At 66.5% G+C, this 25165-nt stretch carries 14 protein-coding genes; 9 read left to right on the forward strand and 5 right to left on the reverse strand.

Translation table 11 applies throughout. The features are described 5' to 3' along the window. The first annotated feature begins 195 nt into the window (after nt 1-195). The 5 genes from KA383_19740 to KA383_19760 all read left to right on the forward strand — a co-directional run bounded on the left by KA383_19740 (nt 196) and on the right by KA383_19760 (nt 10647). Complete coding sequence (locus KA383_19740) at nt 196-1206, forward strand: prepilin-type N-terminal cleavage/methylation domain-containing protein (GenBank protein MBP7748354.1); 1011 nt, start codon at nt 196-198, stop codon at nt 1204-1206. Beyond that, nucleotides 1206-1628 (forward strand): hypothetical protein, encoded by a 423-nt coding sequence (locus KA383_19745; protein MBP7748355.1) that lies wholly within the window; start codon nt 1206-1208, stop codon nt 1626-1628. The genes KA383_19740 and KA383_19745 overlap by 1 nt, the downstream gene beginning before the upstream one ends. 549 nt (nt 1629-2177) lie before the next feature. After that, complete coding sequence (locus KA383_19750; GenBank protein MBP7748356.1) at nt 2178-4130, forward strand: hypothetical protein; 1953 nt, start codon at nt 2178-2180, stop codon at nt 4128-4130. Nucleotides 4131-4466: 336 nt separating this feature from the next. Next, nucleotides 4467-7073, forward strand: a complete 2607-nt coding sequence (locus KA383_19755; GenBank protein ID MBP7748357.1) for a hypothetical protein — start codon at nt 4467-4469, stop codon at nt 7071-7073. 280 nt (nt 7074-7353) lie between these two features. Next, entirely contained in the window at nt 7354-10647 is a 3294-nt protein-coding gene (locus tag KA383_19760) for an Ig-like domain-containing protein (GenBank protein MBP7748358.1), read from the forward strand. A 157-nt stretch (nt 10648-10804) separates the two neighbouring features. On the opposite strand, the gene KA383_19765 is transcribed toward KA383_19760, so the two are convergent. From KA383_19765 to KA383_19775, 3 genes are all read right to left on the reverse strand, one after another. Then, on the reverse strand, nt 10805-11896 hold the full coding sequence (locus KA383_19765) for a hypothetical protein (protein MBP7748359.1): 1092 nt from the start codon (nt 11894-11896) through the stop codon (nt 10805-10807). A gap of 161 nt (nt 11897-12057) precedes the next feature. Beyond that, complete coding sequence (locus KA383_19770) at nt 12058-13845, reverse strand: beta-galactosidase (protein MBP7748360.1); 1788 nt, start codon at nt 13843-13845, stop codon at nt 12058-12060. Between the two features lie 40 nt (nt 13846-13885). Further along, nucleotides 13886-16081 carry a right-handed parallel beta-helix repeat-containing protein gene (locus KA383_19775; GenBank protein MBP7748361.1) on the reverse strand — a complete coding sequence of 732 codons (2196 nt, stop codon included), beginning with the start codon at nt 16079-16081 and terminating at the stop codon, nt 13886-13888. Between the two features lie 185 nt (nt 16082-16266). Here KA383_19775 and KA383_19780 point away from each other — a divergent pair, with 185 nt between their 5' ends. The 3 genes from KA383_19780 to KA383_19790 are packed head-to-tail and all read left to right on the forward strand — an operon-like array spanning nt 16267 to nt 19306. After that, complete coding sequence (locus KA383_19780) at nt 16267-17562, forward strand: sugar ABC transporter substrate-binding protein (GenBank protein ID MBP7748362.1); 1296 nt, start codon at nt 16267-16269, stop codon at nt 17560-17562. Then, a complete protein-coding gene (locus KA383_19785) occupies nt 17562-18470 on the forward strand; it encodes a sugar ABC transporter permease (GenBank protein ID MBP7748363.1) in 909 nt (302 codons plus the stop codon). Before KA383_19780 ends, KA383_19785 begins: the two co-directional genes overlap by 1 nt. Continuing rightward, a complete protein-coding gene (locus tag KA383_19790; GenBank protein MBP7748364.1) occupies nt 18467-19306 on the forward strand; it encodes a carbohydrate ABC transporter permease in 840 nt (279 codons plus the stop codon). The genes KA383_19785 and KA383_19790 overlap by 4 nt, the downstream gene beginning before the upstream one ends. Here KA383_19790 and KA383_19795 read toward each other — a convergent pair. Further along, complete coding sequence (locus KA383_19795) at nt 19296-21161, reverse strand: response regulator (protein ID MBP7748365.1); 1866 nt, start codon at nt 21159-21161, stop codon at nt 19296-19298. The two genes, KA383_19790 and KA383_19795, sit on opposite strands and share 11 nt — an antisense overlap. Before the next feature lie 443 nt (nt 21162-21604). Continuing rightward, entirely contained in the window at nt 21605-23557 is a 1953-nt protein-coding gene (locus KA383_19800) for a hypothetical protein (protein MBP7748366.1), read from the reverse strand. A 330-nt stretch (nt 23558-23887) separates the two neighbouring features. Between KA383_19800 and KA383_19805 the strand changes: the two genes are divergently transcribed. Then, a complete protein-coding gene (locus KA383_19805) occupies nt 23888-24373 on the forward strand; it encodes a hypothetical protein (GenBank protein ID MBP7748367.1) in 486 nt (161 codons plus the stop codon). Nucleotides 24374-25165: the final 792 nt, after the last annotated feature.

Genomic DNA, 25165 nt, shown 5'->3' on the forward strand with positions numbered 1-25165 from the left:
GCCGGCCACTCACAGCGCGCCGACCACCGGATCGTCCGATAACATGACCCATTAGACCTGTCGGAATCCGTAAAAGCGGTTGCAGATGCGCGCAATGCGGCTACAATGAAGTGGGGAAGCATAGCTGGCGCGCGACAAGCGTCGTGATCATTTCAGCTTATCGGCGCCGGTGTCGTACGTGGATGGAGCGGATCAATGGCACGCCCGGAAAAACTGCGCTGGAAACGGGGGTTCACGCTCATTGAGTTGCTGGTGGTGGTCGCCATCATCGCCCTGCTCATTTCCATCCTGTTGCCCAGCCTCGGGCGGGCACGCGAGCAGGCCAAGCAGGTCAAGTGCGGCTCACAACTGCAACAGATCGGTCTGGCCCTCCAGTCGTGCGAGCTCGACAATAACGGCCAGATCCCGAGCCACGACGACGGCGGCGCCTGTGGGCCCTCCGGCATCATGTTGACCTGGGTGGACGGCCTCTACGACCTCGACTACCTGGGAAACAACGACCTCACCTTCTGCCCGACGGACATGCGCCCTGACGAGGCCATGAAGCTGCGCGGGGAAGCGTGGGATTTCTGGTCCGTCAATCGCTTTGGCGTGGGGGAGACGCCCAAGCGCGGCGTCCGGACCAGCTATGCCCTGAACATCACCTTGCGCTATGGCTGGCCGCAGGATCTTTTCAAGGATGCCTCGCGCCAGGTCATGGCCGCGGACGGCTGGTGGAACTGGATGGGCAATCTGAGCGCCGACTGGCTGTGCGCGCCGCGGTTCCGACAGAACTGGAGCATCGTCCAGCAGAACTGGGAAAGCAACATGGTGGGCTACCGCCATGGCAAGGACTACCGCGCCAACATCCTCTACCGCGACAAGCACGTGGGCTGGATCAAGCCGCGCTTCTACGGCAACATTCGTGACTGGCAGATCAATTACGCGATCGACACGGTCAAGACGTTCTGCTGGTTGCCGGGCGAGAAGCAGAATCGCCTCGACAACGAGAAGTACCGGGGTCTCGTGGACGCGTGGGACCGTGACCCGAACCTCTGGCCCGGCTGCAACCCGGACCACGGGCAGTGGACGTGGAAGGCCGCGCCGGGTCGGTCCAACGATCTCGAGCTGGAGTACCGCTCGGGCGGCGCCAACGCCTACGGCCGATACAACCCGATCACCGGCGGCGAGTGGCGCAAGCTGCCCAACCCGGCGAACCGCAACTAATGAAGCCAGCCACAAAAAACCTGCTGATGGGCGGCGCGGCGGTGGTCTTGTTGGTCGCCGCAGGGGTGATCACGTTCACGCGCGGCCTGAGCGCGAAGGCGAAGTATCCGACCGGTTACACCGTGCAGGGCGTCGACCTGGAGACCAAGGAAGAATTGGTGATTCAGGCGACGAACGACGAATCCGCACCGTTTACAAATCCCAAGACCGGCCAGCGCACGGTGTACCCCTGGCATTACTGCGCGAAGTGCAATCGACGCTTCGTTCCGCAGCCGGTGCCAGCGCGCCAGGGCGGGCCGCCGAAGATGCCGATGATCCCGGCCTGCCCAGGGTGCGGCGGGCCCGGGCAGGTCTGGGTGCCCGAAGATCCGGAACAGGCCCAACCCGCCGGCGACCTGCCGCTCCCGGCGATGCCGAAGTGACGAATCTCCGCGTGTCACGCGGATAGGCCGTTTGATGTTCTGGGCGTGAGGTAGAGAGCGGCGCCCATCCACCGCGGGGTGGGTACCAGCGGGGATTTTCGTTCACACGCTTCAGAAGGACGGCTGACCGCGTGCGATGAGTGGCGCGCCTGCGGACCGTGGCGCGCGGCGAAAAATGCTTTTATTTGGGCAGCACGCCGGTTAGGATTCCGGCCGGCGGGCTGCGACGGTGCTGCATATCTCTGGTCGCATGGTCGCCGACGTTCTGGTCCGGGCGCGCTGTGCCTGTGCCAGCATCGGGCTGTGTCCGTCGGGCGCACAACGCGTCTGTGGGTGAGGTGAAAAGGCATACCAGGATCAGAATCCGCCCATGCTGAACCTGTTGCGCAGTTGCGTTCGAGCGGTACCAACGCACGCCAACGTGCGATGCACGGGAGCAGCGCACCGCAACGTGGTTCGCGGGCGAAGTCTCGTTTGCTCAGCAGAGTCGTGCGGCACGCGCCGCCGCGTTCTGGCGAGGTCCACGGGGGGTGTAAGGAGGCCTGTGAGATGAAGTGGAGCATGTGGAGATGTGCGGGGCTGGCAGTTGCGGTCGTGCTGTCGTGTACGCCGGCGTGGGCGCAGTACACGCTGCAGATGGACTTCGAGGCGCCCACGTACACCGCCGGCAACCTGGCGGGCCAAAACGGCTGGACAACACTCACCAGTGGCGGCGAAGCGGTCATCGTCACGACGGACAACGGTCCGGCGGCCGCGGGTACCCAGGCGGTGCAACTCACCAACGTGGGTGGCGAACTTCGCCTCCGCTACGACTTCATCGCCGACCTGGTCACCTACGGCCGGATGATCGAAATCCAGTACGACCTCAAGAACGTCACGAATAAGGACGGCACACCTTGGGGCGTACCGAGCAGGTTGCATTCCTCGCGCGTTTACGATGGCGTCAACGGCTGGCCCGCGATCGGCAGCATGCACTACGACGGTGGCGGTGGACCGGCGTGCCAGTCGTGGGATTCGCCCAACCCCAATGGCAGCGCTGCGGGCTGGGGGCCGGACGGCAGCCCGGCCTGGACCGACGTCAACTGGCACACCGTCAAGTGGACCATGATCTACGACCCGGACAACCTCTCGGGCCGGTTTGTGGCAGTGACCTTCGATGGCGTGGTTTACTGCAAAAACCGTTACTTCCCCGACTGGGCCGACCCGAACACGCCTGGCGCCGACATCGCCACCCGCGCCGACTGGTTCGAGCTGCGCATCTACGGCGCGAGCTACGGCGCCGACGACGTGTTTCTGGTGGACAACTACCGGATCACTGCCTCCGACCCCCCGCCGCTGCCCGTCGCGCATGCCGGCAGCGACCAGGTGATTCCGGCCACTTGCGGCGAACTCGTATCGGTGCAGCTCGACGGGTCCGCCAGCGTGGGTGCCGCGTCCTACACGTGGTATGAGGGCGGCCGGCAGATCGCCACCGGCATGACGCCGACGGTGCAACTGCTGACCGGCGTGCACTACATCACGCTGACGGTGGGCGGTGCGTTCCCCTGCACGAGCGCCTCCGACGACGTGAAGATCACCGTGGGCACCCCCCTGCCGTTGCCGATCGACATCCCGATGGACACACAGGTCAACTACTCCGACTACGGCGACATGATCTACCAGCCGGTCTACGGCGTTGATCCGCTGGCTCCATGGTGGGACGGCTTCGCGGAAGTGGCCGAGATCTACGTCGGCGAGGACATTTACGGCGCCCCGACCGATTACACGACCGGCTACATGCTGCTCGGCGAGAGCTGGTATCACGGCCCGTGGGTCCAACTGCTGAAGACCTGCTACGGCACCATGGACCTGTCCGACCCGAGCATGCGGCTGCGGTTCACGGCCCGGTACTTCCAGGACGCCAGCAACTGGGCCTGCGACCCCGCGGACCCGAACTGCTCGCCGAAGCCGTACCAGGACGCCCCGATCATGGTCACGCTGCGGGATGCGTTTGGGCGGCGCGGCTGCCTCGGCATCTGCTACGGTGCCAATTTCTACGACCCGACGATCGATGGGCAGCCGAACCCGCTGTACGGCCACCAGTACCCCGAGTGGCTGGACATCGACGTGGACATCGAGGATTACCTCGCGCTGCACCCCGGCGTGGGTACCGACCTGTCCGACTACGGGTTTGACCTGAGCATGGTCACGCGCATCGAGTTCCACGGCACGGATTGGGGCGGAGCCGGGTTCGACGAGTTCAACATCAAGAACTTGTGGATCGGCCCGGTCGCACCGCCGTACTGCCTTGGCGACCTCAACTGCGACGGACAAGTCAGCTTCGGCGACATCAACCCGTTCGTGCTGTACCTGTCGAACTACGCGGCCTGGCAGACCACGTACGCCGGCTGCAACCCGAAGAATGGCGACATCAACGATGACGGCGCGTATCCGGGCTTCGGCGACATCAACCCGTTTGTCACGCTGCTGAGCACGAGCTCGCTGCCGATCGACTGCCCGTAGTAGTCGCGCGCCAGGCGCGCGGGCGTTGATTCAGCCGGGCCGGCCGGAACCGTGCGTCACCGGTCGGTCCGGCGTTTGTTTTCGGCCGTGCGCGCGGACACGCGCCATCTGAATTGGACCGATAACTGCGGCCCCCGCGGACCGAGCCGGGCGCGTGCGCCGTCCGAGCACAGCACTGGACCAAACCGGGAAATGCGCTTCCTGACGAGCGCCAGCGTGGTACAATGAAGTTCGGGGGACGGTGCGCTGCGGATGGGCGCGACGACGCCTACCGAGTCGGCAGAAGTAGCGGATCATGTTCCTGTTAGCGTGCTCTTCTTTATGTGGAGGTCAAAGATGACTATGACGAAGTACCTAGTGGCAGGTATGGTGGCCGCGCTGGGCCTGGCGGGACTGGCCAGCGCCGACACGGTGCTGGTGAACATCCCGCTGAATCAGCAAATCAACATCGGCAACGGCGATGCGATCTACGTCCCGGCGGGCCTGAACGGTTCGCTCTCGTTCCTGCCGGCCACGCCGCCCGGCGAGCCGGATGGCTGGGTGCGGAACAACTTCCTGGCCGGCTGGTACTACGGCCCGTACGTCAGTTTTCAGCGCGCCGGCTACGGCGACCTGAATTGCGCGAATGCCAAGCTGGAAGTGGACCTGCGCTACTACAAGGTGAGCGGCAACTACGCCGACGCGCCGATCTTTGTGCGCATTTACACCGCGGACTCGGCCGGCAATTACGTCGGCTATCGCGATTACAGCATCGTCTATGCTGTCCAGCCCCCATGGAACAACCCGCCGTATCCAACGTGGACGCACGTGACCGTCTGGCTGAACAACCCCGCGCTGAACCCGTACACCGAGGGCGGCACGTTCAGCATCGGCACGGTCAGCTACATGCGCTTCTACGGGACCGACTGGAGCGGCCAGGAAGGCGACTTCATCGACGCGAAGAAGCTGGTCATCACCGACGTGCCGCCGCAGGTCAATGCGAACGCTGGCCCCGACCAGACTTTCCCGACGGCGGCCTGCTCGACGCAGGTCACGCTCGACGGCAGCGGCAGCACCGGGCCGATCGTGCGTTACGTGTGGAAGCGCGCCTCGGTCACGCTGGCCGACGTCACCACCCCAACGACGACGATCGGGCTGGCGTCCGGGACGCACACGCTGACGCTGTTCGTGTACGACGCCGCGAACAACGTGGACAGTGACGACATGGTCGTCACGATCCCGCCGTTCCCGCCCACCGGCCTACCGGTCGACCTGCCGATGGACCAGCAGCTCAACCACGCGATCACGGGCGGGCCGATCGACCAGACCGGTGGTCCCATCGCGTTCCTCACTGAAGGCGAAGAGGGCTTCACGCGGCGGTATTTCACGACGCGCGACAACGGTATGGACTGGTACTACTACGGCCCGTACGTCAACTTCATCGAGTCCTGCAACGGCCCGGTGGACATCACGGCGCCGAATACGTTCCTGCAGTTCAGGGCCCGGCTCTACAAGGTCGGCGGCTATGACGACGCGCCGATCTTCGTCCGCTTGCGTGACACGGGCGGGCGCCTGGCGAGCTTCGGCCTGCTGTATCAAACGGCGCCCTGGTTCCCGGAACCGGCCACACCGTACCCTGCCTGGACGCGCATCACGACGGACATGACGTTCGAGAGTGTGGCGCCAGACTTCGACTATGCGAACGTGGTGCAAGTCGAGTTCTGGGGCACGGATTGGGGCGGAACCGGCGCCGACTACGTGGACATCCAGGACCTGTTCCTGGGCGTGCTGACGCCGCCGACCGCGAACGCCGGCCCCGACCAGACGTTCCCGGGCAGCGGGTGTGCGCCCAGTGCCTCGGTCACGCTGAATGGCAGCGGGAGCTTGCCCGGCACGGCCCCGATCGTACGGTACGTCTGGACGTACAACGGCGAAGTTTTGTATGACGGCCCGAACCCGACGAAGGTGACGACGCTGAGTGGGGCGGGTGCCCACTACGTGTTCCTGAAGGTCTACGACGACCGCGGACTGTATTCGAGCGACATCGTCAAGATCACGATCGGGACGGCCCTGCCGCTGCCGATCGATGTGCCCATGGACGTGCAGATCGACAACGGCCTGGGCAACGCGATCTACACGCCCGCCTCTACGGACCCGCTCGATCCCGATGGCGAGGTGGTGGAGGTCTATGTCGGCGAGGACATCTACGGCGCACCGACCGACTACACGACCGGCTACATGCTGCTCGGCGGCGACTGGTACCACGGCCCGTGGTTCCGACTCATCCAGGGCTGCTACGGAACGGTGGACCTCTCGGGCGCGAACATGCACCTGAAGTTCGACGGCCGCTACTTCCAGGATGCGAGCAACTGGGCCTGCGACCCCGCCGACCCGAACTGCTCGCCGAAGCCGTACCAGGATGCCCCGATCATGGTCACGCTGCGCGACGTCGCCGGGAAGCGCGGCTGCCTCGGCATCTGCTATGGCGCCAATTTCTATGACCCGACGATCGACGGCCAGCCGAACCCGCTCTACGGCCACCAGTATCCCGAGTGGCTGACCGTGGACGTCAACATCCAGGATTACCTCGCCACGCACCCCGGCGTCGGGGCCGACCTGTCGGATCCCGGCTTCGACCTGAGCAAGGTCATCCGGATCGAGTTCCACGGGACCGACTGGGGCGGAACCGGCTGGGACGAGATCAACATCAAGAACCTCTGGGTCGGGCCGGTGGCGCCGGATTACTGCCTCGGAGACCTGGACTGCAACGGGCAGGTCAGCTTCGGCGACATCAACCCGTTCGTGCTGTACCTGTCGAACTACGCGGTCTGGCAGACCACGTACGCCGGCTGCAACCCGAAGAATGGCGACATCAACGATGACGGCGTGTATCCGGGCTTCGGCGACATCAACCCGTTTGTCACGCTGCTGAGCACGAGCTCGCTGCCGATCATGTGCCCGTAGTGGCAGCGCCTTGAGCGCGTAAGCGTGATTCCAACCAGGCCGGCCGGTGTCTAACGGCACCGGCCGGCCTGACCGCAACTGGACAGCGGCACTGTGAGCGGCGCGCTCCCGGCGGCACAGTCCGATATTCCGCTTTGGCCGCCCGCTGCCTGCACCCGGGTTGATTTCCACACGTGAAACCGCGAGACTTGGATTAGTGGTGGGGCTCACAGCCGTCGCACGGCCGGGCGCGCTGTTGGCACTCGGTCAGAGCCGGCGATCGGCACTGAAAGGAGTTCGCATGTCGTCGTTGCGCCGTCTCGGCCTAGGTCTGGTCGCGCTGGGGGCAATCCACGCCGCGCCTGCCCAGGACCTGGTGCCGCAGTATCCCCGCACACTGATGATCGCCTATGACCCCATTATCGAAAGCGAGGGGGCGGGGCGGTTGCATCTGGTCTGCGGCTGGAACGATCCGAAGCTGCAGAGCGACGCCTATTCGAACGATCTGCAGACGTCCAGCTACGGGCTGATGAACTACCGCCGGATGCAGACGATCATGGCGGACGAGTTCCCGATCCACACGGACGGGTTCCGCTACACCGACGAAGGCTACATGGCCTGCTACTACACCTGGTCGGGCTGGCACACGACGGGCAACGACTACAAGGCGACGTGCCGCGACTTCGACCTGGCGCGGAAGGTCGACGCCGGCATGATCGACGAAGTCCTCATCCAGGCGTTCCCGTACACCGGGTACTGGGAATCCACGATGTGCGGCCGCGGCGGCTACTGGTGCAATTCGAGCCCGCAGGTGCGGATCGCCAGCTCGAAGATCTTCATCATGATGGGCTTCAACTTCGAGCGTGGGGTCGGCGAGATGCTCGAAGACTACGGCCACCGCGCGGAGTCGATCCTGTCGCGCACCTACGGCTACGGCACGAACACGTGGACGATCTTCACGCGCTACGACCTCATCTATCCCGGCGAGGCCGCGTGCGGCAACGTGCACTTCGCGCCCAACAGCACGGCCGACTACCAGTGGGGCAACCCGACGTTTGTCTGGAGCACGTGCCAGGACTGGCTCGATAACTTCCCGAACCTGACGGGCGCGAAAGTGTGGGTCAACTGCCAGGAATGGGGCAACGGCGACATGCGCGCCCACCACAACTGGTGGTTCGCGCACATGCCGCACGTCGCGGGCAGCCTGACCGAGTACAATCTGACGCGCTTGAACAACTGGTGGGAGTACATGCAGGACTTCAACTCCCACACGGAAAGCGGCGGCGACTTCCCGCAGAGCGAAGAGCCGCCGCCGGCGCCGCCCACGCGGACCGCGCAGCGTGTGTACACCGACAATGACCGCGACGACTGGTGCCCGCAGGTCAGCGCCGGTGGGTGGCTTGTCTGGCAGGGCTGGGACGGCACCGACTACGAGATCTACGTGCGCCGCCTCGACGGGACCAACCCGGTCCGGCTCACCTGGAACAGCTTCGACGACGAGGCCCCGCAGATCAACGCCGACGGCCGCGTGGTCTGGCAGACCCATGATGGCCAGGATTACGAGATTTACAGTGCGGAGGCGGACGGCACCAACCTGGTCCGGATCACGAACAACACGTTCAACGACTGGCATCCGCAGATCAACAACGCGGGGCAGATCGTCTGGCAGTCGTTTGATGGCGAGGACTACGAGATCTACAGCGCCAACGCGGACGGCACCAACGTGGTGCAGATCACGAACAACGCGGCCACATCGGGCAAGCCGCGCGAGGACGTCTGGCCGCAGATCAACAGCGCGAGCCCGGCCCGCGTGGTGTGGTTTGGCTGGAGCGGCAGCAACTGGGAGATCTACAGCGCCTACGTCGACGGCACCAACCTGGTCAACGTATCCAACAGCTCGCGGGAGGACGAATACCCGCAACTGAACGACGCTGGCCGCGTCGTGTGGCAGTCGTACCACGACAACACGAACGTCGAGATCTACTCGGCGCCCGCGACGGGTGGGACCCCCGTGCGTTTGTCCAGCAATTCCACCGAAGACTGGTGGCCGCAGATCAATAATGCCACGCCGGCGCGCGTGGTGTGGATGTCGCGCCAGGGCAACGACTGGGAGATCTACACGCGGGCCGCGGACGCGAGCGATACTGCCCAGGCCGTCACCAACAACGACATCCATGACCAGTACCCGCGCATCGACGACAGCGGCCGCATTGCCTGGCAGGGCTTTGACGGCCACGACTGGGAAATCTACACGCGCGTCGGCACGACGATCTTCCAGGTCACGAACAACAACTACCACGATCGCTGGCCAGCCCTGGGTTCAACCGATGTAGTCGCGTGGCATGCCGAGAGCACCCCGGGCCCGAACGGCCCCACGAGCGAAATCTGGGCCGCGGGCGACGGCACCCTGGACACGACGCCCCCCCTGCTGGCCTCCGCGCAGCCGCGCGGCACCGACCAGGTCCGCGTGGTGTTCTCCGAGCCCGTGACGGCCTTGTCGGCCGAGAACGCGGCCAACTACGCGCTTGCACCCAGCGTCGCCGTGACCGGCGCCAGCCTGTCCCCCGATGAAGCCACGCTGATTCTCACAACCGCGGGCTTCACGTCCGGCGTCACCTATACGCTCACGGTCAATAACGTCGAAGATATCGCCGGCAACCCGATCGCCGCGAACTCGCAGGCCACGTTCGCCTACAGTCCGCAGACGCGCGTGGCCGACGGGCTCGTCGTGCTGTACGACTTCGAGGAAGGCACCGGCGCCGTTGTGCACGACGTCGGGGGCTACGGGACGCCACTCGATCTGAACATCGGCGACGCCGGCGCGGTGACATGGACGCCCGGCGGACTGTCGCTCGACCTGCCCGTGCTGATTTCGTCCCCCGGCTACGCGACCAAGGTCCGCAGCGCGTGCCAGGCCACGAACGAGGTCACGCTCGAAGGCTGGGTCATGACGGCCGACCCGCTGCAGTACGGACCCGCCACCATACTGACGATGTCGTCCGGGTACGCCCGCAACTTCGGCCTGGCCCAGGGTCTGGCCGAGCCGGACAGCGGCACGCTCTATCAGGCTCGGGTCCGCACGTCGGCCTCCTCCAGTGGCGGGGCACCGTTCAATACGCCGGCGAACATCGCGCGGCGGGCACTGCAGCACCTGCTCTTTACGCGCGCCGCCTCGGGCGCCGTGGAGTTCTACATCGACGGCGCACCGCAGGTCACGGGAAGCATCGACGGCAGTTTCTCGACGTGGTCGACCAGCTACCGGCTGGTCGTCGGCAACGAGGCCACCTCGGCGCAGCCGTGGCTGGGTGAGCTGCAATTGCTGGCCATCTACAACCGGGCCCTGACCGCGAGCGAGGTTGCGCAGAACTACCTGGCGGGTCCCGAGACCGCCCCCGACCTGCTGGCCGGGGACGTGAACTGCGACGGGGCCGTCAACTTCGGCGATATCAACGCGTTCGTTCTGCTTCTGAGCAACCCGGACACGTGGCAGGCGCTGTACCCCGACTGCCCGGCGCTGAATGGCGACATCAATGGCGACGGTGCCGTCAACTTCGGCGACATCAACCCGTTCGTGATGCTCTTGAGCGGCAGCTAGTGAGCCGCCTCATTGAAAGCGGCTCATGAGAGGGGTGGTACGGGCGTCCCGCCCGTCGTAAGAATGGGCAAGGTGCCCGTACCACCCACGTTGGAGTAATTCTGAGGCTCTATCCTGGTGGCGGGAGTCGCGCGCGGCGCGCTGCCGGCCAGACGGCCTACTCCGGGTACATCGCGACCTTGGCCTTCTCGAACGTCGCGCCGGGCGGCGGGAGCTTCTTTACGGCCTCGTCGTAGTTCACGATGTATTCCCACCAATTGTTGCAGAAGCCGTCGGTGACGCCCGGCGCGTGCGGCAGGTGCTTCATCCACCACATGTGATGCTCCGTCCCACCCGGCCCCCAGCCGCCGGTTTTCGCATTCAGCAGTTTCTTCTGCCGCGGCAGAGTCGGGTAGGTGAGCCAGTCGTCGCAGTACGTCCAGACTTCCTTCGCGTTGTTCCAGTCATAGTCGCCGGTCGAGTTCGGCGCGCAGTGCACGCTGCCGACCTCGGCCTCCCCCGGCAAGTCGCGGTCGATGCGCGTGAACCGCACCCACGCATTGTCCGGATTCTTCTTCTGGTCCCAGACGCCCCTGCCCACCGTCAGCGACAGGACGCTCTCGATGCGGTGGCAGTAGCTCTCCAGCATGCAGTCCTCATCGCGCTCGTAGTTCCAGCCCATGATCCAGATGGTCTTGCCGACGTCGGGCATGTCGTAGGGGCGGTAGAACCACGGGTTGTCCGTCTGGTACGGGATCTTGTCGCCGGGGATCTTCCAGTGCAGCTCGTCCCAGGCCATGTACGGCGCGCCCCACAGCCAGATCTCGTCGACGTTTTTCGCCTTGATCTTCGCCGGCAGGTCGAACTTCTCGTAGAGCCACTTGAAGCTCGTCATGCCCGGGTTGGCCTTGTCGCGGTCCTTCTCCCAGACTTCGAGAAACTGCTCTTCGGTGTAGGTGAAGCCGTCGCGGAAGGTCGTGAAGCCGTCGTACTCGATCTTCTCGACAACCTGGTAATCCACGTAGCCGTAGCTCGCGGCGCGCGCATCCTTAACCATCTGCTCCGTCAGCTTCCAGGGATCGTTCCACTTCATGACCTCGTGCAGCTTCTTGTTCCCGCGCGTCTTCAGGACCGGGTCGAAGCTGATCACGATCACGTTGATCGTCTTGCGCCCCACGCCCGCCGCCGGCGTCGGCGCGGACGTGACCTGCTGCGCACCGGCGAACACGACTGCCGCCCACAAGGTAACCACGCTCAGAATGCCACGCATCGTTGTGCTCCTCTTGCTGCTGGTGTAAAGCCTCAGTATTACTCCAACATGGGTGGTACGGGCATCCGGCCCGTTCTTATGACGGGCGGGACGCCCGTATCAACCCCGGCATGTCACTTTGAAAGAGACAGCACACTCGTCAGGCCTTCCCTGGTTCCGGCTCACACATCCAGAATGACGCCGCCGCAGCGCGGCAGGTCGATACACCGGCCCTGGCCCGCCACCTCGAGCCGGGCCGTCTGCGCCGCGCCGGGGTTCAGGACGATGATCTGGTCGCCGCGCCGCGTGGCGTGAACCCCGGGCGTCAGCGACAGCACCGGTATCTCGCGGCCGAAGTGCCGGTGGATCGCAAGAATGGCCGCCCGGCTCGGGGCACAGCCCAGCACCAGCACCCGGCCCTGGCCACGCTGCTCGATGTACCCGGTCGTGTACGTGCGGTCCGTCGCCTGGTCCCACATCCGGCGCTGGTCATCATCCGCCGGCACGGGCAATTGTCGCGCCGTGATCGGCGTCCCCGGCGTGCGCCGATAGCTGAAGACCGGACCGTGGCTGACGAAGCCGAGCGAGGTCTCCAGGTGCGCCGCACCCGGATGACTGGTGCCGTCGGGCCGCACGCACCCCTCGATCAGTCGCTGGAACAGCACCAGTGTGCCGCCGGATTCCACGTATCGCCATAGCCGCTCCGGCTGCGCGATCCGTCCCGCAACGAATAGCAGCGGCGGCGGAGCGAAATCGCGATCCACGTCGACGAAGTCGTATTCCAGGCCCATCTCGTGCAGGACGGCGAACAGCGGGTCGTCGGCGTCGCACTTGCGGATCTGGGCCACCTGGTGGTAGTGCCAGGACCAGGTGACCGCGCAGGAGGTCGCGGGCGGCGGAGCATGCCGCAGCTTCTCAAACCATCCGACGGCGGTGCGAAACGCGTCGCCCAGCTCGGGGCGTTCCACGCCGCGCGCATTGATGGGCGCCCCGTGCCAGTTGTCGCGATCGGCCAGCATGTACCAGTTCCAGCCCTGCACGCCGCTGGCCAGCGCCGTCAGGGCCGTCAAGCGGTAATGATCCGGCGTGTACTCGCGGTCGGGCATGCCGTGCCAGATGCCGCTGCCAAACTCGGCGATGTACGGGTGCGGCGTCACGGCGCGCAGCAGGCGCAGGCGCTCGCGGAAGTAGCGGAAGTCGTTGCGGCATTCGTTCGAGGGATACGGATCGATGCCGTAGAAATCGGCCAGCTCGGCGAAGTCGCGCCAGTGCTGCGCATCCACCCCCGGCCACGTGTTCAGCAGGATCGGCGTGTCGCCCACATGGCGGCGATACTCGGCCACGACCCAGCGTGCGTAGTTCGTCGCCAAGTCGTAGCGGTACTGGCAACCGTCGCGCAGCCGCTGATCCTCGACAAAGGGCACGAGCGTCGGGATCGGCTCGGTGAAGTCGCGGTACTGCGTGCCCCACGCCGCGTTGACCTGCTCGATGGAGCCATACCGCTGCCGCAGCCACTCGGCGAAACCCTGGTCCTCGCCATAGAAGTGCGGGAACGGGTCGATCTCGTTGTCCGCCTGCACGGCAATGACCAGCCGCCCCAAGTGCGGCCGCAGTTCCGCGAGCGCCGCCGCGATCCAGTGGCTCGCCTTGCGGCGGAATTCCGGATGATGTTTGGGATACGGCACGGCGTGATCGGGGATGCCCAGGTTGCGCCACTCGGCATAGCAGTACGGACCCGGGCGGGCCAACACGCGCAGGCCGCGTGACTCAACCTCCTTCAGGAATGCATGCAGTTGCGTGAAGTCGTACTCGCCCTCGCGGACCTCGTGATAGTCCCAGATGACATAGCAGGCGAGCACCCGCGCACCCAGCCCGCGCGCCGCATCGAGGACGGCACCCCAGTAGCGCGGCTCCATGCGCCCATAGTGCACCTCCCCGCCGATCATGTCATAGCGCTCGAACAGGTCCATCACTGGATTCTCGCCCGATTACCGCGCGGTGACGGCGTACCTACTTCGTTGCCGGCTCGATGGTGAACAGCAGCGTCTGGCTGGCACGCTCGCGGAATTGCTCGACGACGAACTCGACGTCGCGCGCCGCGTCAAGGTGCAGCGGCGCCGTCACCCGCCGCGCCCCACTGTTCTTCCACTCCTCCATGATCGGGCGACCGTCCGCGAGCAGCCGCACGCCGCCGTTGGCATAGAGCGCGACCGTCCAGTCCCCGGCTGGCACCGCCAGCCGCGTCCGCGCGATCAGACCGGCGGGTCGGCGCGGGCGACTGCCCCGCAGGTCTTCCGTCGACGGGTTGCCCGGCAGCCCGAACTCGAGCGGATCGGGTCCGTGCGTCAGCGCCAGGCCGGCGAGAGTGCGAGTCTGCGCCTGCGCCCCCTCAGCCTCCTTCCGCCACGCCTCCAGTTCCGTTTCCGGTTTCTGCGTCCACGGGAACTCGCTGACCTGCCACTCGGTGACGACCAGTGTGCCCCGCACCTGCTCACGGAACTCGCCGGCCCGCACCGTCAGCGTATACGGATGCACGCCCGGCGCGTCGGCTCTCACCGCATACGCTTCGCCCGGATCAGGCCCGACCGGCGGTTCGGCCGCCGCACCAATCACGCCCGCCCCGTCCAGCGCGTACTCCGGCTTGGTGCTCGTGCGATAGACGCCCCAGGTCTGCGTCGGCCCCGTGATCGCGAGTCGCCGCACGAGCGGCGAAGCGTGGTCCCACGGCCCCCACTCCGTCATGATGATGTTTTCGCGGCCGCGGAGTGCCGCGCGCGCACCGACCGGTCGCGTATCCCCGAACACCGGGTATTCCGGCACCGGCGTTGGCGGCACGGTGACGGCCTCGTCGCGGATCACCTGCGTCTGCGGGTCGAGTACCGCCTCCCAGCGTTCCCCCTCGGACCGGTTGCGCGCCAACGTGACCTTGCCCGGCCCGCGGAAGTGCAGCCCGACGGTGTTGCCCGCGAACACATTCTCGGCGATGAGGTTCCCCTCCCAGTCCTTGATGTTCGCGGCCGCCCAACCCTTGAACGCGTCGAGCTTGCCCCACCACAGGTGCACCCCGCATTCGTTCCGGTCAAACTTGTTCCGCACGATCGTGTTCATGCGCCCGCTGTCGATGTTCACGCCGCCCCGCTCCAGCCCGTAGCCCATCCCGCCGTTCGCGGCGACCTCGTTGTCGGCCACCAGCGACTCCTGAGAGTATCCGAGCCAGAGCCCGCAGATCGCGTTGCCCACCAGGCGGTTCGCGGAGTAACGGTTGCCGAACGAGAACGTCATCTCGATGCCGTGTGCGGCGGCGTATGAGCAGTCATTCCGCACAAACAGGTTTCGGTCGCAGCCCACGTGCACCAGCGGTGTCTCGCCCGCCGGCGCTTCGCCGAGGGCCTCCTTGCCGGCGAACCCGAAGATGCCGTCGCCGCCGTGGGTCGCCGAGTTCTCGGCAAAGACGTTGTCGCTGCACTGCTCGAAAACCAGGATGCCGGCCGAGTCCTGGCCGCGGTTGTAGACCATGTGGCTGTAGCCGCGCATGCAGAAGTCGCAGGCGTTGCGGGTGATGACGTTATGCCCGGAGCGCCACAGGGCGATGCCCCAACCCGAGTTGAATGAGAAGTCGTTGTCGTAGATCTTCGCCTCGTTGACGCGGTCGAGGCACAGCCCGCTCTGGCCGTGCCACACGCGGCAGCGCCGGACCGTCACGTCCCGCGCGTCTTCGACGTAGAGCGCGGTCGCGTAATTCGTCATCCACTGGTTCTGGTCGTTCTCGTGCGGGAACATCCAGTCGCTGCCGTCCTCAACCTGCGGGTCAGACTCCAGGCGCGCACGGCGATTGTCCGACGCGTCGAGGTCCTCCAGCGTGAGCCCGTCGGCGCCGGTCGCCCACACCGCGCAGCGGTACCCGTTGACGGCTCCGCCGCGCAGCGTCACGTTCTTCTGACCCGCCACGCGGATCGCGTAGCCTTCGTACGTCTCCGGGGCCGCGTCGGTCGGGGCCCCGCGCAGCATCCCGGTCAGCTCCACGACGATACCGGATGCCACGATCTGGATTACCCCGTCGCCATTCGCGTCCCGCAGCACCGTGTCGCGCGGGAGCTCGATCCGGCAGGAGCGCTCAATCCGCGTGTCATCGGCCGTCAGCGCGACGACCGGAAGCTGGGGCGGCTGGGCGCAGGCGGCGATCGCGATCAATGTCAGCATGTTCATGGTACACCACGGGTGTGAAGGACGCCTCGAATCGCAGGCTGCCATTCTACGACCGGCGTTCGTTTGCTCGCAAGGGCCCGCGACGCGCGCCGCCCCGTCGCCAGCGCGTTGCCCGGCCGTTATACTCCGCGACGTGTGCCCGGCGCCGCGCCGTGACGACCCGCGCCCGGCCGCGCGGTTGACCTATGCGCGTTTTTGTCGTTGCCACGCTTTTCTCCGCGGTGGTGCTGCTCGCGATCCTGTCGCGCGCTGTCGTCGGGCGCGCCGCAGGCTCAGCGCGGATCGTGCTGCGCGTGTCCAACTGGGGCAGCCCGGCAGTCGAATCGGGCTTCATGACGCTGGAACGCGAAATCCGCGAAGAGTTCGAACAGATGCATCCCGGCGTCCGCGTGCAATTCGAGCAGATTCCCGGGTTCGGCCAGTACGCCCCCAAGCTGCTGATGATGCATGTCAGCGGCAGTGTCCCCGACGTGATCGCCCTCGACGCTTCGTCGGCGGCCGTGTTCATCGACAACGGCGTGGTCCGCGACCTGGCGCCGCTGGTCGCCGAAGACCCAGAATTCCGTCTGGCCGACTACTTCGAACGGGTCGTGCAGATCTTCCGTCGGGACCAGCGGGTCTACTCCATCCCGCTCGATTTCACGCCCATGATGATGTACTACAACCGGCGCCTGTTCGACGCGGCCGGCGTGCCCTATCCGCAGCGCGGCTGGACCTGGGACGAGTTCCTGCATGCGGCCCAGCGTCTGACCATCCCCGCCGACCAGCCGGGGGCACCTCCCCGCCAGTACGGCATGTACTTCATGAACGTCATGCCGTTCTGGGTCCCGTGGTTGTGGACCAACGGCGGCGACGTGCTGGACCCGACCGGCCGCCAGGCCACCGGCAACTTCGACGGCCCGCGCTCGGTCGCGGCCATGCAGTTCCTGACCGATCTCATGCTCACGCACCATGTCGCCCCGACCATCGACGAAGGCAAGGCCGCCGGCGTAGACCTGTTCCGCTCTGGCCGCGCCGCCATGGACGTCAAAGGCCACTGGATGATGATCGACTACCAAGCCGAGGGGCTCGACTTCGGCGTGGTGGACCTACCCACGAACACCGGCCAACCGACCACGGTGATCTACGCGAGCGGCCTCTCGATCATGACCAAGTCGCCTCACGCCGACCTCGCCTGGGAGTACATCAAGTACATGACCAGCCGCGAAGTGCAGGTGCGGCGCGTGTCCTCCGGGCTGGCCATTTCGGGCAACCGGCAGGCGGCGGCGCACTACGCCGGGACGCCCGTGGAGGACGCGTTCATCGCCGCCGTGGAGTACGCCCGGGCGCCGTGGGGCGCGACGGTCGAGCGCTACCCCGTGGTCGAGGCGTTGGGGGAAGAGATGATGGAAGACCTGCTCCGCTCGCGCGCCGCGCTCGGCGTCCAGACGGAGCTGCACCGTGCCGCCCAGCTCATCGATGCGGCCCTGGCGGAGCCGTGATGGACCACCAGCGCACCAACTGGCGCGGCTACGTCTTCATCGCTCCGGCGACGATCTACCTGACCGTCTTCGCGTTCGTGCCCATGCTCCTGGCCGCGTGGATGTCGCTGCATCGCTGGCACCTGCTCAAGACTGAGCACCCGTTCGTCGGCTTCGCGAACTACGTCGCCCTGGCCCAGGACCCGTTCTTCCGCAACACCATCGCCAACACCGTGCTGTACGCCGCGTTCGCCGTGCCGCTCGGGGTGATCACGTCGCTGGCGGTCGCGCTGCTCGTGACGCGGCAGCTCCGCGGGGTCGGAATCTTCCGCACGCTGTACTACATCCCGGCGGTCAGCTCGCAGGTCGCGCTCTCGATGGTGTGGATCTGGATTCTGTTGCCCGGCGAGCAGGGCCTGGTGAATTTCTGCCTCGACCGGCTCAACGCCTGGCTGGGGACCGGCATTCCGACCGACACCAACTTTCTGGGCCGGCCAGGCTGGGCGATGGCGGCGCTGGTCGCGATGAGCCTGTGGGTCGGCCTCGGGCCACGCATGGTCATCTTCCTGGCCGGCCTCCACGCGATCCCCGAGCCGCTGTACGAGGCGGCGGCCCTCGACGGCTGCAACGCCCGCCAGCGCTTCTGGTACATCACGCTCCCGCAACTCGCGCCGACCACGCTGTTCGTCATCGTCACGACAACCATCGCGTCGTTTCAGCTTTTCACACCCGTTTACATGATGACCAAGGGCGGCCCACGCCGCACGACGGACGTGGTCCTGTACCACATCTTCAACGAGGCGTGGCAGAAATTCGAGGTCGGGATGGCCAGCGCGCAGTCCTACGTCCTTTTCGCCATCATCCTGCTCGCCGCCACTTTCCAGCTCTGGATCATGCGGCGCGGCCTGCGCGAGGAGACGCTGCAATGAAGCGCACGCTCCTCGCCGCGATCCAATACCTGCTCCTCGCCGCGATCGCGGTCAGCACCATCACGCCCTTCGTCTGGATGTTCTTCACCTCGCTGCATCCGCCGCAGGCCCAGATCCCGACCATGGCCACGCTGTTCTGCCCGGACGGCTGGCACTTTGAGAACTACACTTACGTGCTCACGTTCGCCGAGCTGCCGGTCTGGCGCTTCGCGGTCAACAGCTTCCTCGTCACCGCCGGCGTGGTGCTGTTTCAGCTCACGCTCTGCGCGCTGGCCGCCTACGGGTTCGCCCGGCTGCACTTCCGCGGACGCGACACGCTCTTCTTCGTCTTCCTGCTCACGATGATGATCCCGGCCCAGGTGCTGATCGTGCCGCTGTTCACGCTCGTGCAGCGCATGGGCCTGCTCGACACCTACGCCGGCCTAATCATCCCCTACCCCTATCTCAGCACGGCGTTCGGCACGTTCCTGCTGCGGCAGTATTTCATCGGCATCCCCCGCGCGCTCGACGACGCCGCCCGCCTCGACGGCTGCGGCGACTGGCGCATCCTCTGGTACGTGATCCTGCCCTCGGCCAAGCCGGCCCTCGCGACGCTGGCCGCCTTCGCCTTCATCTGGACCTGGTGCGACTTCTACTGGCCCCTGCTGGCGACGAGCACGACCACCATGCGGACGCTCGAAGTGGGACTCTCGGTCTTCAGCGACGCCTACGGCGGCACGCGCTGGCCGCTCCAGATGGCCGCCGCGGTGATCGTCCTGGTGCCGGTGCTGGCCGTGTTCCTGGCGATGCAGCGGTTCTTCATCCGCGGTGCCGTGGTGAGCGGGCTCAAAGGTTAACGACCGGCGTTCCGAGCACTTCCCGCACGCGTTCCAGCAGGACCCGCGGCGCAAACGGCTTCGGCAGCATGTGCTCCCAGGGCCGCGCTGCCCGCCCCGTGTCCGCCATGTCCCCCAGGTACCCGGACACGAGCAGGCAGCGCAGACCGGGGTGGGTATCGTGCAGCCGCGTCGCCAACTCGCGCCCGTTCATGCCGGGCATGATCATGTCGGTGACCAGCAGGCTGATGGCGTCGGCGCTCTGACGCGCCAGCTCCAGCGCGGCGCTGCCGTTCGGAGCCTCGAGTACCTTGTATCCCGCGCCGGTCAGAACCCGGCACATGACCTGGCGCACACTGGCCTCGTCCTCGCAGACCAGGACGACCTCCGTACCGCGCGCGGGACGGCGCCCCGCGTCCGTCACCTCCAGCCGCTGCGACTCCATCCCGCCCTCGTGCAGCGGCAGCGTCACGCAGAACGTCGCTCCCTGCCCCGGCGCGCTCTTCACGCTGACTTGCCCACCCGACTGCTGCACCACGCCGTAAACCGTGGACAGCCCAAGCCCGGTCCCCGCCCCCGGCGCCTTCGTGGTGAAAAACGGCTCGAACGCCCGCTGCAGCGTGTGCGGATCCATGCCCACCCCGTTGTCAGACACCGTCAGTTGCGCGCAGCGCCCGGCATGCCCCGTGACCAGCGCCATCGTTCCAGCCGCATCCGGCGCGACCGGCGCGCAACTGAGCTCGATGCGCCCGCCACCGTGGATCGCATCGCGCGCGTTGACCACGAGGTTGATCACCACCTGCTCCATCTGGCCGCGGTCCGCGCACACCGGACAGGGACCGCCCGTGCAGCGCAGCGCCACTTCGATGTCCTCACGCACCAGCCGTCGCAGGAGCGGATGCATGTCCCGCACCAGCTGCTGCAGGTCGAAGACCGTCGGGTTGCTCGGCTGCTTCCGACTGAACGCCAACAGTTGCTTCGTCAGGTTCGCCGCCCGCCGCGCCGCGCCATCGACACGCCGCACCCACTCCGACCACTCGGCCGGCTGCTCGGGCGTCGCGATCTCGAGCAGCAGTTCCGTCCCGCCCAAGATCACCGTCAACAGGTTGTTGAAATCGTGGGCGATGCCGCCGGCGAGATGGCCGAGCGCCTCCATGCGCTGGGCGTGGCGGAGCTGCTCCTCGACTGCCTGCCGGCGCAGCTCCGCCAGCTCGCGCTCGTGCATCTCCTGCTGCAATTGTTCGCGCTTCTCAATCAGCTCCCGGTAAAGCCGGTCATTCACGATCGAAATCGCAATGTGGTTCGCCACAATCTGCAGGTGGTTGAGTTCCGACTCGCTGAAACGGCGCACGCGCCGCGACGTGAAAATGCCCAGCACGCCGACGACGCTGTCTTCCACCAGCAGCGGCGCGCCGGCGTACGACCGGAACCGGAACTTCTGCTCGTCGTCGCGGGCCTGCGCGGCGAGGTCCGCCGTCGCTGACTCCGTCTCGACATCTTCCACCATGAATGGTTGACGTTCGTGAATCAGCACACGGGCAATGCCGACCTGCGCCGGCAATCGCGGGCTCAGTTGGCCCGTCGGCACCCCCGTGGCCGCCAGCAGGACCAGCTCCTGTCCTTCCAGCGTCCGCACGACGCACGCATCCACGCCGTACGCCGCCCGCACTTTTTCCAGCAGCCCGTGGACCTGGGCGGGCAACGGACCGGCACCGACCACGGGGTTGGTGATCTTGGCGATGAGCGTCAGCCGCTCGAGGGCATGCTCGTAGTCCTCGCCCGTCCGCGGCGTTTGCGGGCGTTCCGGCCCGCGCCCCTGCGTCCCGGCCGGTCGGTGCGCCGCTTCGTCCTCTGGCGCTGCGCCACCGGCGCACATCGGTCTGGATTGTTCGTCCGATCCCATTCAGCCCACGTCACCGCTGCGGCGCGAAGCCAACTCTGTCAGCCTGTCCAGTCGATGTACCCTCGTTACACAGACGTCAATCTGGCCGGACGGGCCCGTGTTCGTCCGCTCCCCAGTGAGCCTCATTCTACCAATTGGCCCGCTGATTACCACTGAAAATGTCTGTGCGCCACGTGCCAGACGTCGCCATTCCGGCCCAAACGCGGCACTCTCACGCATTCACAGCGCGGCGCCAACCACCCGCGCACCGCCGCTCGAACGCCGCCGGAGAGTCGATCGTGCGATCGCCCGGCGGGCGCCGATTTTGCGCTCCCGCAGTCCAGCTCACCCGCAGTCTTACGCCGGGCCCGCGCGCCATCGAACAACCGCTCTATGGCTCCGGTCTGCGGGCCGTCATCCGCTCGGCTGAAGTGCGCCTATCGCAATTCCGGCAAATCCTCGTACGGCTCGATGCGGCGCCGCAGCTTGCCGCCGCGATCGAGATACTCCGAGAGCGTCTCCAGTTCGGCCCGCACCGGCGTGCCGTCCAGCGTCGTGTCGCGCAGGTGACCCCAGGCCAGTAGCGGCAGCAAGATGCCGAAGCTGTACAGCGGGTCGCTCTCGGGCGTGTCGTCGCCGTCGGCGGTCTCCGCGTGGTAGTTCTCGTGCAGGTGGCCTTCGTCGAGCCACTCGGCCCGCATGGTCTCCAGGCAACCGCGCGCTAACGTAGCCGCCGCTTCCTCCTGCCGTGCCTCGCGCAGCGCCCAATGCACCAGCAGCGCCTGCGCCGGCCAGATCCGCCCGCGGACGTAATACTGCTCCGGATACGCGGGATCGTCGCGCGGCGAGACCGGCAGCAAGTAGCGCCCGCCGAACCGCCGGGGATTCAGCAGGTGCCCGTCAATCGCGCGCCGCGTGTGCGCGACCGACATGTGCGGCAGCAGCAACGGATAGAAGCAGGTCGGGGCGGCACGCGTGTTCCACGTACCGTTCCAGTCGCGACTAAGCCAGAGCCCGATCTCGTCGCACCAGAGCTGCTGATCGACGAGACGGCCGACACGCTCGGCATACTCGCGGTAACGCGCCGCCTCGGCTCCTCGCCCGAGCAGCTCCGCCATCCGCGCCAGGCACGCCGCATCCGCCGCATTCAGCGCGCTCAGACCGATGTCGGTCTGCTCCTGCGTGCTGGCCTCGGCATTGAACCGCACGCCGTCCCACATCGGGTGGTTGTCCATGCCGGTTTCGTAGCGGCTGGCCCACAACGAGTGCGATTGCCATTGCGGATGGGCCGGCGCGGCTGGATGGCTGCCCCACTCCAGCAGACCATCGCCGTTGCCGTCGCGGTTGCGCCGCCACCACGCGTGGTAGCGACACAGCCCTTCGTAGTGCTCCTCGACCAGCGTCCGGTCCTTCGTGCGCTGGTACGTCTTCCAGATCCCCAAGCTCGCGACCGGCGGCATCGCACGGTCGTACGTGATCCCGAGCGGACTGGCGATTCCCGGAATCAGCCCGTACGGCGTCTGCACCGCCATCTGCGGACCGACGATCTGGCGCGCGAGCTCCAGGTCGTATTCCGCCGCCGCGGGGATCAGCAGGAACGTGTCCCAGTTGAACAGCACCCACTCGCCGTAGTTGCCGTGCACGCACCAGTCGCGGCTGCAAACCTGCACCGGCTCGCCGCGATCCGCGGCCCAGATCATGTTCCAGCCGATGCCGTACACGATCGCCGCGTACGCCCACCAGAATTCCGCCGGGACGTACGAGAAGCACGCCAGGTATTCACGCCGCGCCGCCGCGACACGGCCCGCGATGTCGCGCTCCTCGGCGGTGAGCGGCGTGTTCTCATCGCCCGGGCGGCGCTCGGACTCCGTGCGGATTTCCAGCCGGCGCCCGTCGTCGGGTAGGGCCTGAATGACGGCGACAAATGGCCGGCACAGCGGCGCCGTGATGGTCGACCCCACGCGATGCGCCGTCGGCGACGGCGACATGACGCGCCAGCCGCGCTCGCGCCCCTGGGCCAGCACCTCGTTCTCGCGCGTCACGACGCGTCCGGCGCCGGCGCGCTGGTAGAGCGTCTCCAGTTGAATCTGCAGGTCGCCCGCCGCCGCCGGTTCGAAGCACCGCACGAGCAAATAGGTCTGATCTCCGTCGCCGGCGACCTCGAACGACCAGCGCACGGCACCGCTGCGCAGCGTGACCTGGGCGTACCGGCCGCGAAAATCGTTCGGCCCGAGCCGGTCGAGCGCCGGCCAGCGAAACTCCGACTGGTACACGCGCGTGCGGCGGTTATACAGTGCCACGCGCACGAGCAGGTCCTCGGGCCCATTGAGCACGCCCGCGAGCGTGCTGCGTTCCCAGCAGCGCCAGGGATTACCGTCGAATTTGAACACCGGCCGCACCTCCGTCGTCGCGCCGCGGCACACCGCCGCCCAATAGGTCACCGACCGAACCCCATGAACACTCGCAGGGGATCACGCCCGCGGTGGAGACGTTTCCGCACCCGCGTGTTCAAGACCTGCCCGGTCAGCCCACCGTATGATAGCAGGCTGGCACGGCCGCGACCGGCCGGCAACTCGACCGCCGACGACGTTCAGGTTTGACCGCTTGGCTTTGGACCCGGGAACCCGACAGCAGGCCGATGCGTCCAGCAGCAAGGCCGGCGGGACCGGCGTGGCGGGAGGATGGCGATGTGCGCCCAATCTCGATGCATACGCGAAATCGTGGCTGCGATACTGGCTGCGGCCTTGGCCAGCGGATGTCTGGCGGTAGCTAGATGTCATGTGAGCGGGCCGCCGCGGCCGTGGGGCGCGTCGCCGGTCGTGAACGCGGCGTTGCCGAACGACGTGCCGCTCTACGACGACCGGGCCGCGGATGGGGATACGCGCGTGGTGGCGCGGTCTCGGGGGTGCGAAGAATTCTGGAAAAAGCGGCGGGGCGACTGGGAGTACACGTGGCTGGTGGCACGGTTCGACGTGCTCAAGGTCGAGCGGGGAAGCTGGCCGGACCCGACGCTGAGCTTCGTGTGCTGGGACGCGGGGCCGACCCTCGAGTCGGGAATCCTCCTGTACACGCGGCCATGGCCGTACCGCAAGGGCGTGACACTGGCGTTCGACCTGGACACGACGCAGCGCCCGGCGCGCGTGATCGGGCAGGTGGTGCGCCACGACCCGTTCGCGGCGCCGACCACGCAACCGGCGGCCCCATGACGCGGCAGTCGACGACGCGGGGAGCGAGTGTGCGGGTTGCAGGGGCGGAGCCTGCTGCCAACCAGCCCAAGGTCCGGACGGCGAACGTCACGAGGGCGGGTTGCATCGCATGCGTTACAATGCGGCATGACCCCGCCCGAATTGCATGAACGCTGCCTCGATTGTGGCTACATCCTTGATGGGCTCCCCGAGCTACGGTGCCCGGAATGCGGGCGGGCTTTCGATCCGGGTGATCCGACCACGTACGTGGTCAGGCCAAAGTGTGGGGTGCCGTATCTGGTTGCCGCGCTGGGGGCCGTGTGCGGCCTGTTGGCCGGGTGTAGTGCCGCGGCGTTCGTGCTGCGATATCTGTCGTGGTTTCTCAACTCAGAATTCGTAGTTGTCGGCGTCTGCTTGGTCTTCCTGCTTGTGATCGGCAGTATCTTGTCTGGCTCATGGACCGCCAGCAGGTGCATCAAAGCCCTCGATCTTCCACCCGCAGCGTTGTGCCATCGATCCTGCTGCAAAATTGCTCTGGGACTCGCCACTCCGTTCAAAGCACTCAATTTGCTTGTGTATCTGCCTCCTGAGGTCACGCTGGTTCTTGTCGTCCTGGTTGCGATCTGGCTGGTTCGCGTTCTCTCGTGCTGATGGCCGAGTTCATGTGGCGCGCTTGCTCCCGCAGGGGCTCCGTCTCCCGGGAGCGACTTGGCCCATCGTGCGACGTGCGATCAGGTTGCCGCCCGGGCCTGCAACGCCTGCAAGTCCGGGCCTTTCTATCGCTTACGAATGGAGCCGATGAGATTCGAACTC

The sequence above is a fragment of the Phycisphaerae bacterium genome, from assembly GCA_017999985.1.
Taxonomy (GTDB): Bacteria; Planctomycetota; Phycisphaerae; order UBA1845; family Fen-1342; genus JAGNKU01.